At 30.3% G+C, this 14,081-nt stretch carries 13 protein-coding genes; 5 read left to right on the top strand and 8 right to left on the bottom strand.

Going from position 1 to position 14,081, the window contains the following annotated elements; genetic code table 11:
• Positions 1 to 11: 11 nt before the first annotated feature.
• Genes ACZ49Z_RS08620 through ACZ49Z_RS08610 form a run of 3 tightly spaced genes read right to left on the bottom strand, consistent with a single transcriptional unit; the run spans position 12 to position 2,797 of the window.
• Positions 12 to 815, bottom strand: a complete 804-nt coding sequence (locus ACZ49Z_RS08620) for a GIN domain-containing protein (protein ID WP_464307765.1) — start codon at positions 813 to 815, stop codon at positions 12 to 14.
• 14 nt (positions 816 to 829) lie between these two features.
• On the bottom strand, positions 830 to 1,531 hold the full coding sequence (locus ACZ49Z_RS08615; RefSeq protein WP_464307764.1) for an ABC transporter ATP-binding protein: 702 nt from the start codon (positions 1,529 to 1,531) through the stop codon (positions 830 to 832).
• A 27-nt stretch (positions 1,532 to 1,558) separates the two neighbouring features.
• A complete protein-coding gene (locus tag ACZ49Z_RS08610; RefSeq protein ID WP_464307763.1) occupies positions 1,559 to 2,797 on the bottom strand; it encodes an efflux RND transporter periplasmic adaptor subunit in 1,239 nt (412 codons plus the stop codon).
• A gap of 140 nt (positions 2,798 to 2,937) precedes the next feature.
• Between ACZ49Z_RS08610 and ACZ49Z_RS08605 the strand changes: the two genes are divergently transcribed.
• Both ACZ49Z_RS08605 and ACZ49Z_RS08600 read left to right on the top strand, forming a co-directional pair.
• The gene (locus ACZ49Z_RS08605; RefSeq protein WP_464307762.1) at positions 2,938 to 4,287 is read left to right on the top strand and encodes a sigma-54-dependent transcriptional regulator; all 1,350 of its coding nucleotides are present in this window, start codon (positions 2,938 to 2,940) and stop codon (positions 4,285 to 4,287) included.
• A 130-nt stretch (positions 4,288 to 4,417) separates the two neighbouring features.
• Complete coding sequence (locus ACZ49Z_RS08600) at positions 4,418 to 5,620, top strand: sensor histidine kinase (protein WP_464307761.1); 1,203 nt, start codon at positions 4,418 to 4,420, stop codon at positions 5,618 to 5,620.
• A gap of 71 nt (positions 5,621 to 5,691) precedes the next feature.
• On the opposite strand, the gene ACZ49Z_RS08595 is transcribed toward ACZ49Z_RS08600, so the two are convergent.
• The 3 genes from ACZ49Z_RS08595 to trmB are packed head-to-tail and all read right to left on the bottom strand — an operon-like array spanning position 5,692 to position 7,343.
• Positions 5,692 to 6,036, bottom strand: coding sequence for an MGMT family protein (locus ACZ49Z_RS08595; protein ID WP_464307760.1), 345 nt, complete (start codon positions 6,034 to 6,036; stop codon positions 5,692 to 5,694).
• A 2-nt stretch (positions 6,037 to 6,038) separates the two neighbouring features.
• Positions 6,039 to 6,665: a LysE family transporter gene (locus tag ACZ49Z_RS08590; protein WP_464307759.1), complete on the bottom strand. Its 627-nt coding sequence runs from the start codon at positions 6,663 to 6,665 to the stop codon at positions 6,039 to 6,041.
• 3 nt (positions 6,666 to 6,668) lie between these two features.
• Positions 6,669 to 7,343, bottom strand: coding sequence for a tRNA (guanosine(46)-N7)-methyltransferase TrmB (gene trmB / locus ACZ49Z_RS08585; protein WP_464307758.1), 675 nt, complete (start codon positions 7,341 to 7,343; stop codon positions 6,669 to 6,671).
• Between the two features lie 102 nt (positions 7,344 to 7,445).
• Here trmB and ACZ49Z_RS08580 point away from each other — a divergent pair, with 102 nt between their 5' ends.
• Together ACZ49Z_RS08580 and ACZ49Z_RS08575 are read left to right on the top strand one after the other, a co-directional pair.
• Positions 7,446 to 8,270: a UDP-2,3-diacylglucosamine diphosphatase gene (locus ACZ49Z_RS08580; protein WP_464307757.1), complete on the top strand. Its 825-nt coding sequence runs from the start codon at positions 7,446 to 7,448 to the stop codon at positions 8,268 to 8,270.
• A 13-nt stretch (positions 8,271 to 8,283) separates the two neighbouring features.
• A complete protein-coding gene (locus tag ACZ49Z_RS08575; RefSeq protein WP_464307756.1) occupies positions 8,284 to 9,339 on the top strand; it encodes a glycosyltransferase in 1,056 nt (351 codons plus the stop codon).
• Here the strand turns inward: ACZ49Z_RS08575 and ACZ49Z_RS08570 are convergent.
• Positions 9,316 to 10,353: a sensor histidine kinase gene (locus ACZ49Z_RS08570; RefSeq protein ID WP_464307755.1), complete on the bottom strand. Its 1,038-nt coding sequence runs from the start codon at positions 10,351 to 10,353 to the stop codon at positions 9,316 to 9,318. The genes ACZ49Z_RS08575 and ACZ49Z_RS08570 overlap by 24 nt on opposite strands.
• The gene (locus tag ACZ49Z_RS08565; RefSeq protein ID WP_464307754.1) at positions 10,353 to 11,036 is read right to left on the bottom strand and encodes a response regulator transcription factor; all 684 of its coding nucleotides are present in this window, start codon (positions 11,034 to 11,036) and stop codon (positions 10,353 to 10,355) included. The genes ACZ49Z_RS08570 and ACZ49Z_RS08565 overlap by 1 nt, the downstream gene beginning before the upstream one ends.
• Positions 11,037 to 11,215: 179 nt before the next feature.
• Between ACZ49Z_RS08565 and ACZ49Z_RS08560 the strand changes: the two genes are divergently transcribed.
• A complete protein-coding gene (locus tag ACZ49Z_RS08560) occupies positions 11,216 to 13,984 on the top strand; it encodes a TonB-dependent receptor (RefSeq protein WP_464307753.1) in 2,769 nt (922 codons plus the stop codon).
• Positions 13,985 to 14,081: the final 97 nt, after the last annotated feature.

Here is a 14,081-nt window from a genome sequence, read left to right as displayed (position 1 = left end):
ATACAGATACTTTAATGCGTTTTTTGAATAACAGAACCCGATGAACTTTCTTTTTTTGTTACTGATGGGTTACCATAATAATGAATGGAACCACTTGACGTTGCTTTTGCCATTAATACACTTGAAACATTAACTTTTACACTTGATGAGCTTGTTGCTTCAATCGTTGCTTCTTGAACCTCAAAGTCGTTTAATTTACAACTTGCCGAACTACTAGATTTTATAGTGCCTTTTTTTGCTTTTCCTTTTAAAACAACTAACCCTGAACTACTTGCATCTATAGAGATAGTACTTGTATGTATTGATGCATTTATTAAACCACTTGATGAAATTGCAATCTGTGCATTATCACATTCAAACATTCCTGTAATACTTCCGGATGCATTTGTTTTTATTTCAAGATTTGATGATTTATTTGTGTTTTGAAATTTTAGGTTTGATGAAGTACTTACTTTAATCGCATTTAAATTAGGGCCAAAAACAGTAATTCTTAATAATGTAAATTCTACTCCATTTACCCATCGTACGCCTTTTCCCTTTGAACGTTTTCTATTATTACCTTCCTTTTTATATTTTTTTGCATCAACATATAATTTCAAAGTTCCATCTTCGATTTCAGTTTTTATGCATTCTAATTTTTCTTTTTCGTCTGTTTCAATTTTAATACTTCTTGTATCTGAAACAGTGTAAAAAACCTCAATTGCATTTGAAACATCTAATTTTGAAAAATTGGCAATAGCTCTATTTTCTGAAACCTGTGCAAATGTGATTAGTGATACTAAAAATGTTGTTAGAGTTAAAATTATCTTAGTCATGATTCCTTATTTTTTTATGAAATTAATACATCTACTTTTTTAGAATTATTTCTTTCTGAAAGCACCATTCCGTCTTTCATTACAATTGTTTTTTGCGAAAAAGAAGCATCATAATCAGAATGGGTCACCATTAAAATAGTGGCTCCTTGAGCATGCAAATCGGTTAATAATTCCATTACTTCATTTCCGTTTTTAGAATCTAAATTACCAGTTGGTTCATCGGCTAAAATGATTTTTGGGTCGTTTATCAATGCTCTTGCAACAGCTACACGTTGTTGTTGTCCTCCAGACAATTGCTGTGGATAATGTTTTAAACGATGAGAAATTCCCAAACGTTCTGCAATTATTTCTACTTTTTTCTTTCTTTCTGAAACTGCAACATTATTATAAATTAAAGGCAATTCAATATTATCATACACTGAAAGTTCATCGATGAGATTAAAGTTTTGAAAAACAAACCCAATGTTTTGTTTCCTAACTTTAGCTCTTTCCTGTTCTTTTAGTCCTAACATTTCCTGACCTAATAGTTGATAGCTTCCTGTTGAAGCACTATCTAAAAGACCAACAATGTTTAAAAGTGTCGATTTTCCGCTTCCCGATGGCCCCATAATGGTTACAAATTCGCCTTGTTTGATTGTGATTGAAACCTCATTTAATGCTTTTGTTTCTACTTCTTCTGTTTGAAACACTTTAGACAGTTTGTTGATGTTTATCATAATTTTGTTATTAGTAATTAGTATTTTCTACTCTTCTATATTTAATTCTTCTATATTTTCATAATCTTTATAGGACGATGTTATCACTTTATCTCCAGATTCTAGTCCTTCTAAAACTTCATAATATAAAGGATTCTCTCTACCTAGTTTTATGTTTCTTCTTTCGGCTTTGTTTCCTTTTATTACAAAGATCCATTTGCCTGCTGTTTCCTGATAAAAGCTTCCTTTTGAAAGCACTAAGGTTTTTGTTTTCTCAGATAAATTGATTCGAACTCCAAAAGAAATACCTTGATTCAATTCTAAATCATCGTTCTCCATAAAAATAAGTTCTACAATGAACCTTCCGTTTTTTACTTCAGAAATTACTTTTGAAATTTGAACTTTTATTGTTTTCCCATTAAAATCTATTGAACCAGTTTGCCCTTCTGAAACTTTATTCAAATAGAACTCATCTACATCGGCTACTAATTTGTATCCCTTCATTACGTCTATTGTTCCTATGCTATTTCCTTGAGTAAATGTTTTACCCAAAATAGGCTCAAATGAAGACAGTCTTCCTGAAAGTGGTGCAATAATTAAAAAATTATTTTTATTCTTTCTTAAGATAGACAAACTCTGATTCATAATTCCTATTGATTGATTCAGTTGACCAATCTGAATTTGATTTGCCTGTTTTTCCTTGGTTACACTTTGTTTTATAATATCCATTCGTTCTTTTTGAAAACGATAATTCTCTTGCGTAACAGTCCATTCGTTTCTAGCAATTATTTCTTGCTCAAAAAGTTTTTTATTTAAGTCGTATAAATTCTTAGCATCTAAAAAATCATGCTCAATAGCAATTATGTCTTTTGCTAAATTTAATTCTTGATTTCGCAGGTCTAATTTGGCTTTATTTAAATTATTTATTTGCTCAATAATTGATGTTTCTTGCTGCATATATGTTAACTCTGTATTTGGGTTATACAAACGAACTAACGGCTGTCCTTTGGTTACCAAATCTCCATTCTCTACATATATTTCTTGAACAGCACCACCTTCAATCACATTAACTAACATTGAATGCAAAGGAGTAACTTTGGCTTGAAACAATATAAAATCTTCAAAAAAATCAGTAGAAACCGCTTTTACAGTAATTTCTGCCTTCTTCACATTGAAACTCCTCTTCTTGGTTACAGAAACAAATATCAAATAGCCTAAAACTATGAATATTGGTACTATTAAAAGTAACTTCTTTTTACTATTTTTACGTTTTATGACAGTGTCCATGTTTTAAATTTTCTAGATATAGTAGCAATTTCATGCCAAGAATTTAAAATTCACAAAACACTATATAACAATTACTTACATTTAAAAAACAAAAACCAATGTTCATTTTCGAACACCATTTGTACACAACTGAACAGTAAATGAAAAAAACACAAGCCAACATATTAATTATCGACGATCAAGAAGACATCCTTTTCTCGGCAAAAATGCTTCTTAAAAAACATTTTGAAACAATTCATACTTTAAACAATCCGAAAAATGTTGTGCAATTATTGGCTGAAAACACAGTTGATGTTGTTTTATTAGACATGAATTATCGTATAGGTTTTGAAGATGGTAAAGAGGGACTCTATTTTTTAAAAGAAATAAAGAAATTATCTCCAAAAACTGCTGTCATTCTAATGACTGCTTTTGGAAAAGTAGAAACCGCTGTCGAAGGTCTAAAATCGGGTGCTTTTGATTATGTCTTGAAACCTTGGGACAACGACAAGCTACTAGAATCTGTTAAAAAAGGAGTCGACGAATCTCGAAAACACCAAAAGAAAACCACTGCAAAAGATAGTATTAACACCTATTTTGTTGGTACATCTCCTGCTATTAAAAAAGCCTATACCCTTGCTGAAAAAGTTGCAAAAACAGATGCTAATGTTTTAATTCTAGGCGAAAATGGAACAGGAAAATATGTGTTGGCTCATTACATTCATTCCGTTTCTAATCGAAAAGAAAACGCTTTTGTTCATGTGGATTTAGGCGCTCTAAATGAAAATATTTTTGAAAGTGAATTATTCGGCTATGCGAAAGGTGCTTTTACCGATGCAAAAACAGATACTCCAGGCCGTTTTGAATCAGCACAAAATGGCACCATTTTCCTAGATGAAATTGGTAATATTCCCCTTCATCTTCAAGCAAAATTATTACAAATTATTCAAACTAAAACGGTGACTCGTCTTGGAGAATCAAAAAAAAGACCACTTAACGTTCGAATTATTACAGCTACCAATTTAGATTTAAAACAAGAAGTTGCTATTAAAAATTTCCGAGAAGACTTGTTCTATAGAATCAACACCATGGAAATAACGCTACCTCCTTTAAGAGAACGCTTAGAAGATAAGATTCCATTAGCAGATTTTTTACTAAACAAGATGATCCTAAAATATGAAAAAGGAGAAATAACTTTCGATGAAAAAGCAATTCATCAAATTGAAGAACATGCTTGGAATGGAAACATTCGCGAAATGGAAAACCGAATAGAACGCGCTATTATTCTTTGTGAAAATGGAACGATTAAAGTTGCTGATTTAGATTTAGAAATTATAACTCGTTATGAAGGCAATTCGGAAGACTTACAGCTTTCTGATATTGAAAAAGTAACCATTGAAAAGGCTTTAGTTAAAAACGAATACAACATTAGCAAATCGGCAGAAGAATTAGGTTTGTCTAGAGCTGCTTTATACAGAAGAATTGAAAAATATAACATTATAACTTCATAACATGATTGCTTCTCTCAAAATTTACAATCAATTATTTCTTCGATTACTCCTTGTATTGATTGCATTAGGTATACTGCTATTTCTAATACACATTGAATTAATTTATACAGCAATTTTTATAGGGTTTCTAATGTTTTTTTTAGTCATTGAATTATATGTTTTCTTGAAAAATGCTTTTCAATTTTATGACAAAACGATTCAAGCTATTCTACAAAATGATTTTTCTGCAGATTTTTCTAAACATAAATCACATGCAAATTACAAAAGCCTTTTTAAATTGTATGACACTTTAAAAAACAAACAGAATGAACATATTTCTAAAGACATTATTTATCGCTCCATATTAAACAATATTGAAACTGGCATTTTAATTCTACAAAAAGAGAAAAACGACTGGAATATTTTTTTAATGAATGATTATTTTTCATCTCATTTTGAAGTTCCAAAAGTAAGCAAATGGCATTATCTTAAAAATCAATTTCCTTCACTTTGCACATTAATTGAAGAACAAAATTTTAGTGAAATTAAAACTTCTTTACAAATTAGAGTAAACCAACAAGATACGCAAACATTTGTAATGCAATCTTCTAGAACAAAAACGTACGATCAAGAATACTATGTTGTGCTGCTCGACTCAATTCAAAAGGTAGTTGAAAAAAAAGAAAAAGAAGCTTGGATAAATTTAATGAAAGTCATTTCCCATGAACTTCTAAACTCCTTAACACCTATTCGTTCGCTTTCACAAAACCTAAAGGAACTCGTTGAACAAGAAACTTTTTCTATTGAAGATTTGGACGACATGAAACAAAGTGTGCAAACCATGCTAAACCGTAGTAATCATTTACAGCAATTTGTTGAAAGCTACCGAAAACTAGCTATGTTACCAACACCTAAAAAGGAAAAAGTTGAACTCACAGAAATCGTAAATAATGGCTTAGAAATAATGCATCCATTATTTAAGAAAGAGAAAATTGAAGTCCAAAACACTATTGATTTTAAACATTGGCTTAATGCTGACAAATTACAATTGGAACAAGTTTTAATTAATATATTAACAAATAGTATTTATGCTTTAGCAGGCAAAACCGCTAAAAAAATTATTTTGGCAGCTGAAACTAAAAACAAAAGGCTATTCCTCTCTATTACCGATACTGGAGATGGAGTAAATCCTGAAATTGAAGATAAAATATTTTTACCTTTCTTCACTACAAGAAAAGAAGGTGCTGGAATTGGCTTAACTTTATCTAAAAATATTATAGAAGCTCATGGCGGTTACTTGTCCTATCAAAACAAAGATGATAAAACTACATTTATGATTTGTTTGATGGATTAATTTTGAAGAAATTGAAAATTAAGAAAATAATAGTTTTTTGACAAAGATATTAAATGAACACAATAAACCGATTACTCAATACTTAATAGAGGTTCCCAAAAGTGCTTTTCAAAATCTACTATTTTATTTTCAACAACTTTAATCCCTTCATTTTCTAGAAGTTGTTGCATTAGGTTAGTCCCTTCAAAGTGAAATTTCCCAGTAAGTAAACCTTTTCTATTCACAACTCTGTGTGCTGGGATATCTTCTCTGTCATGACTAGCATTCATTGCATAACCAACCATTCTTGCTGAGCGGGCTGCCCCAATTGCTTTTGCAATTGCTCCATAGGAAGTTACTTTTCCTTCTGGAATTTGCTTCACAACGTCAAAAACACGTTCGAAAAAATTTTCTCTATTGTCCTCTTTCTTTTCCAAAATTAAATAACAACCATTTTATAAAGTGAAGAAACTGCTACAATCCCAGTAATTGCAGCAATAATAAAATTTATATTTCGAATTAAAAAACCAACCTTATGCTCTATTCGCTTGAATAATAGTGCATAAATATAGAAAACCAAAAGCGTTCCTAGACCTGCACCCAATATGAAAAGCAAATTGGAAATAGTAGAAAAATCATAGATATTCTTGGAAGACAACGTTAAACTTGAAAAAACATAATAAGGAATAGCAAACATGTTTAAGGAAGACAACATTATTCCATAAAAAAAACGATTCTTCTTGCTTTTAATTTCTACCTCCTTTTTTGGTCTTTTTGCTTTTATACCGCTATAAATAAAAAACACTGTTAATATTATAAAAATAAAAACGGCAAATTTCTTTAAACTCTCACTAACTCCAGGGTGACTTTCTAAAAATTTTGCAAAATATAACCCTACAAAACATTGCACTAAAACAATCAATCCAGCACCATAACCAAATAATAAACCCGCTTTTTTACTCTCATTTACACTAAGTTTTGCTACCATCATATTTAACATTCCAGGAGGAATAATACCTATAAACGCAATGAAAAACCCTAATAGTAACGGAAGTAAATAGGCCATGAATTATTTAATTTTGAATTGAATATAAGTAATTGCTTTATTAATTTCTAAATATTGACTTTCATAAAAAGTTTGAATTTTTACAACCTCGTCCGGTGCTCCTTCATTATGATATACATTATGATTAGCATACAAAACTTCATGTCCCTCACCATGTAATAAGCCAAGAGTATACCCATGCATAAATTCGCTATCCGTTTTTAAATGCATCAATCCTTCAGGTTTCAAAATCTTTTTATAACGTTGCAAAAACTCCGAATTTGTCATTCTGTGCTTTGTGCGTTTATATTTAATCTGAGGATCTGGAAAAGTAATCCAAATCTCATCTACTTCATTTTCTTCAAAACAATGCGTTATTAACTCAATTTGTGTTCTAACGAAAGCCACATTACTCATTCCATTTTCTTGAGCTGTTTTCGCTCCTCTCCAAAAACGAGCTCCTTTAATATCGATACCAATAAAATTTTTATTTGGGTAACGTTCTGCTAATCCAACAGAATATTCTCCTTTACCACAGCCTAATTCTAATACAATTGGATTATTGTTTTTAAAAAAATCGCTATTCCATTTCCCTTTCAATTGAAAACTTTCTGAAACAACTTCTTCTCTTGTTGGTTGAAAAACATTTGCAAACGTTTCGTTTTCTTTAAATCTTTTAAGTTTATTCTTACTTCCCACGATGTATAATAATTTTTTGTAAAATTAATGAAATAAAGTTTTAATAATCTTGGATTAACTTTAATTAAATATAAATTTTCTTTTTTTGTAAAAACAAATATTTTGAAAAGAAGAAAAGTAGAGGTCGTTGTCATTTCAGACGTTCATTTAGGAACCTATGGTTGTCATGCAAAAGAGTTGCTTGCTTATTTATCATCTATTAAACCTAAGACTTTAATTCTTAATGGAGACATTATAGATATTTGGCAATTTAGAAAATCTTATTTCCCTGCTAGTCATCTAAAAATAATAAAAAAAATTATTTCCTTAAGTTCCAAAGGAACAAAAGTATATTATTTAACAGGAAATCATGATGAATTTCTAAGAAAGTTTAGCGATTTACATTTAGGAAACCTAAGCTTGTTGGACAAACTAGTACTCGAACTAGACGGTAAAAAAGCATGGTTTTTTCATGGAGATGTTTTCGACTCTTCTATTACACACGCAAAATGGTTAGCAAAATTAGGTGGTTGGGGCTATGACATGCTAATTTTAATAAATAGATTCTTAAATTGGGTTTTAGCAAAAATGAAAAAGGAACCTTATTCACTTTCAAAAAAAATAAAAAACAACGTAAAATCTGCTGTTAAATTTATCACTAACTTTGAAAACGTTTGTACAGAGTTAGCTATTGAAAATGAATACAACTATGTTATCTGTGGACACATTCACGAACCAAAAATAGAACATATTAAAACTTCTAAAGGTGAGACTATCTATTTAAATTCTGGAGACTGGATTGAAAACCTAACAGCACTTGAATATAACAACAAGAAATGGAAACTTTATAAACACAAAACAACTGAAGAAATAATAAACGAAGAATCCTTTTTTGAATATGAAGATAAACTAGCAGAACAGTTTATCGCAGCCATAAAAACCCCTTAGTAAGACTTAATAAATGAAAGAAAGAATATTAATTGCACCATTGAATTGGGGTTTAGGTCACGCAACGAGATGCATTCCAATTATAAAAGCTCTTGAAAAAAACAATTTCGAACCCATAATAGCTTCAGACGGAGTTGCCTTGGAGTTACTAGAAAAAGAGTTCCCTCATTTAATTGCAATAGAACTTCCTTCATACAAAATCAAATATGCCGAAAAAGGAAAAAATTTTAAACTAAAATTATTCTCGCAAATTCCAACTATAATTAAAGCCATAAATTCTGAAAGAAAAGCTACACAAAGAATCATAAAACAATATCAAATTAATGGTTTAATTTCAGACAACAGATTAGGAGTGTTTTCCAACAAAATCCCTTCCGTATTTATTACACATCAATTAAACGTTTTAACAGGAAACACAACTTGGTTCACCACAAAACTACATCAATTTTACATTAAAAAATATACCGAATGCTGGATTCCAGACATGGAGAAAAAGCCTAATTTATCAGGAAAATTAGGTCATTTAGAAGAATCTTTTGATACTTTAAAATATATTGGTCCATTAAGCAGATTACACAAAAAAGTTACAGAAAACAAATATGAACTATTGATTGTCCTGTCTGGTCCGGAACCGCAACGAACTTTACTTGAAGAACAGATAATTTCTGAATTAAAGAATTACCCTCACAAAACACTTTTTGTTAAAGGAATAATAGAAGGAGAGCAAAATATTCGTGTAGAAAAAAATATTACCTATTACAATTTCATGAAAAGTGAGCAACTTGAAATAGCTTTCAACGAAAGTAACAAAGTTTTATGCAGGTCTGGCTATACTACTATAATGGATTTGGCACATCTAGGCAAAAAAGCTTTTTTCATCCCAACTCCTGGACAATACGAACAAGTCTATCTTGCGAAAAAATTTAAAAAAGAAGGCATTGCTCCCTATTGCAATCAGGAAGATTTTAAAATTGAAAAATTAGATGAAATTGCGCTATACAGTGGTTTTGTTAATCATTCAGCTAAAATAAGCTGGAAAAAACTATTAGGTCTTTTCCAAAGTAAATGAAAACTCAGAACCTACTCCATACTGGCTTTCTACATATATTTTTTCATCATGTCCTTCGATAATGTGTTTCACTATAGCAAGACCCAAACCTGAACCTCCTTCACTTCTTGCCCCACTTTTATCTACTCGATAAAATCTCTCAAAAAGCCTTGAGATGTGTTGCTTTTCAATACCTTCTCCATTATCTGTAACACGCACAATGATTTTATTATTTACTAAGTCTTCAATACTAATTTCAGTTGTTCCACCTTGTTTCCCATATTTAATAGAATTCATTACAAGATTTGTTATGACCTGTTGAATTTTTTCTTGATCGGCAATAACCCTTATTGGTTTGTATTTAACATCAAAAGTTAAGGATATATTTTTCTTAGAAGCTCTCATTTCTAACAAATCAAAAACACTTTGAATAACTTCAACAATATTAAATTCTGAAAGAGCCAAATTAATATCTCCTGCCTCCAGTTTGGTAATTAAATCTAAATCTTTGACAATATAGATCAATCTTTCTACTCCTTTTTCAGCTCTTTGTAAATATTTTTTACGAATTGTTTTGTCATCCATTGCCCCATCAAGTAGTGTGAGCAAATACCCTTGCACTGTAAACAAGGGTGTTTTTAACTCATGAGAGATATTTCCAAGAAATTCTCTCCTATATTCTTCTCTAATTTTTAAGGTTTCAATTTCTACTTTTTTATCTCTTGCAAATTTTTGTACTTCGCGAGTTAAAGTAGCCATATCTGTAGTAACTGGTTGATTTCTAAAAGAAGCATTTTCTAACAAAGAAACATCATCATAAATTTTCTTTACTCTTCTATAAATAAATCGTTCAACTCTATATTGTAGAACAAAAAAACAAAATGCAAATAATGAAACTCCGAAAAAAAAAACGATCCAAGAACTTTCTTTCAGATAAAAATAATTTAATAGATACAATAATCCTGAAGCAAAAATGGTAATATAGCTAGCAGATTTAACAGCGAACTTATATGATTTTTTAAAGTTTACCCCCATTAAATTTCTAATTTATACCCAACCCCTTTAATGGTTTTAAAATAATCATCACCAATTTTTTCTCTAAGTTTTCTTATATGAACATCAATAGTCCTTCCTCCAACAACAACTTCATTACCCCAAACTTTATCTAGAATTTCTTCTCTAGTAAACACTTTTCCTGGTTTGGTTGCTAAAAGATAAAACAATTCAAATTCTTTTCTAGGTAAGATTATTTCTTCTTCTTTACGAATAATTTTATATTCTTCTCTGTTAATTTCAATATCACCCACCATTAAAGTATCTGTAGCAACTTCTTCTTCTTTTAATCTTCTTAAAAGTGCTTTCACTTTACTAACTAACACTTTAGGTTTTATAGGTTTCGCAATATAATCATCTGCACCAGCATCAAAACCTGCAACTTGCGAATAATCTTCAGAGCGTGCGGTTAAAAAAGTGATTATTGTATTCTCAAAATCTGGCAATTTCCTAATATTTTCACAAGCTTCAATCCCATCCATTTCAGGCATCATAACATCCATAATTATTAGGTTAGGATGCTCCTTTTTTGCTTTAGAAATAGCTTCTTTCCCATTAGAAGCAGTAACTATCTGATACCCTTCTTGCGATAGATTATAGCCAATTATTTCTAATATATCTGGCTCATCGTCAACTAATAAAATCTTAATATCTCTTTTTTTCATAATAATAAAGTTCTCTTTATCGATTGTAAAGGTAAATATAATATGAAATTTTTCAAGTAGTTAACAATTATTTAATCACTTTACAATTAGTTAACATATATAAAACTTTTTTATAACATCGGAGTAACACTATAATAACCTTGCAGGAGTTCCTTTGCACCAAAATTCAACAACACAAAATGAGACTACAATTTTTATTTAGCTTTTTATTTATTAGCCTATACTCTTTCTGTCAAACAGGAACTGTATCAGGAGTTATTTTAGATAAAGAATTCAACAATGAACCATTACCTTTTGCTAACGTATTAATAAAAGGAACTACAATTGGTACATCTACAGATGATCTTGGAAAATATTCATTATCTGTAAAACCGGGAAGCTATGTTTTAGAAATCGGATACCTTGGTTATGAAACGAAAGAAATTCCCTTTACTATCAAGGCAGGAGAGAAAAAAGTAATCAACCACACCTTAGAAGCTAGTGGCGTGCAACTTGCCGATGTAGTTGTAACGCATACAGTTACAAAAGAAAGTGAAACTGCTTTATTACAAGAACAACAAAAAGCTGTAGAAATTAAGCAAGCTATTGGGGCAGAAGAAATTTCTAAAAAAGGTATTAGTGATGTTGCTGCTGCTGTAGCTAAAACTACAGGTATTTCAAAACAAGAAGGTTCTGGAAGTATTTATGTAAGAGGTCTTGGTGACAGATATAATTCTACTACCATGAATGGATTACCTTTGCCTTCAAATAATCCATCTAAAAAGAATATCAGTTTAGACATATTCTCTACTGATATTGTAGAATATATTGGTATTGATAAAACATTCAATTACAAAAACTATGGAGATTTCGCAGGAGCAAATATTGATATTGTGTCAAAAAATTATAAAGGAAGTGGTGATTTAGAAATAGGAACAGGTTTTGGCATAAACTCTAACGCAATATCAGAAGATAAATTCTTCTTGCAAGACGGACCAACATTCCTTGGTTTTAGCAACGAACCTATTCCAAACAATGCTCTTACTGGTTATAATTTCAATACAAGTTGGGACAAACAATCAGCAACACCAGTAAACAGTTCTCTATATGTTAGAGGCGGAAAGTCATTCAAAACTGGCGAAAACAGCAAACTAAGTATCTTTTTAAATGCTTCTTTCGACAACGGATATACTTTTAAACAAGGAATAAGAAGAGGAGGCGTTAACACGCAAGCAATTGCAGTAAAAGACCTTTATAGAAAATCATATGACTACCAAACTAATTCTAATCTTTTAGGAAATATTAATTACAAAATTAATAACAATCATAATATTAGATTCAATTCAATGTTTATTAATTCTTCTTCACAAAATCATGAAGAATTTAGTGGTATTCTTGATGCTTATGGAGTTGCAGAAAATGGCGGTGGCTTTATTCGTCGTTCAACTTTCGACAAAACATCACTAATAGTAAATCAATTATTAGGTGAACATAAGTTTAATGAAAGAACAGTGTTTGACTGGGGGATTTCATACAATACCTTAACAAATGTAATCCCAGATCGAATGCAAAATACTTTCAGACCAAGCATAAACGATGATCCAACTAGCCCGTTAATCGCTTCTGATAATAACCAAGCTGATAACAATAGGTATTTTCAAGAAATGACAGATGATGAAGTAGCTGGAAATTTTACTCTATCTTATAAATTTGGCAAAAAAGAAGATGACACCTATAAAGGAAAATTTATAGGCGGATATAGTGTTCGTTACAAAAAAATCAATTTTGACGCTACACAATTCAACTTAGCAGTAAACAGAAATACACCACAACCAACTGTTGATTTAAATTATATTGACAATTATTTCAACCAGAATAATCTTAATGCAGGACTTTTCTCTATTAGAACATTTAGAGGTGATTTTTCAAATCCAAATGCATTAATTCCACAAAACTTTAATGGTGAACAAGTAATTTCTGCTGGTTTTGGTGCTGTAGAATATCAATTTTCAGAAAAACTATTCGTTATTGGGGCTTTCCGCTCAGAATACATTATCCAAGATATTGTATTTGATACTTCTTTAAAACAAGGGAAAAAGAATTTTGATACCATGGAATACTTACCTTCTATAACAGCAAAATATGAGTTAAATGAAAAACAAAATTTAAAATTTGCTGCAAGTAAAACTTATACTTTACCTCAATTTAAAGAAAGAGCTCCTTTCCTTTATGAAGAAGTAGGACAAAGTTACTTTGGAAATCCGTTTCTATATAGTTCATCTGATTATAATTTTGACCTTAAATGGGAATATTTCCCAAAAAATGGAGAAGTTATCTCTGTAACAGGTTTTGGAAAATACATTTTAAATCCAATAAACGAAGCTACAGTTGCTTCTGCTACAAATGATATTTCTTGGGTAAATTCAGGAGAAAAAGCAATTGGTATAGGTGCAGAATTTGAATTAAGAAAAAACATAATCAACATAGAAAACTCTACAAATGAACAAAAAACAAACCTTTCAGGTGGTTTAAACATCTCCTATTTACACACAAATCAGGACTTAGATACTGAAAAAGTTTTAAGAGAAACAGAAAGAGCAATCACAGTAGCTTTTACAAACAAAGAATCTAGATTAACAGGTGCTTCTGATTTATTAGTTAATGCTGATTTAAGTTTCAACAAAGACTTTTCTTCTGAAAAATCTTTGACGGCTACCTTAGCAGGAACCTATTTTTCAGACAGAATATATGCATTAGGAGTAACAGGAAAAGGTGATTTAGTTGATAGCGATGTAATTGCTTTAGATTTTGTACTTAAGTATAAATTCAATAAAAATCTTGGTGTTGGGTTTAGCGCAAAAAACATTACCGACCCAACAATTGAAAGAAAACAAGACATTCAAAACGTAGTAGTAGATTCTTATAAAAAAGGTAGAAACTTTAGTATCTCTATGAAATACACATTCTAAACGATAAATTAACAATTTTTAAATATAGCGAGTGATTTTATTAAAAAATCACTCGCTTTTTTAATATATAGATAACATTTAGATAAAACCTTAATTA

It is taken from the genome of Flavobacterium sp. KY-23415 (assembly GCF_055384985.1).
The sequence above is the reverse complement of the archived record's forward strand: the minus strand, read 5'-3'. Positions and strand labels throughout refer to the sequence as shown.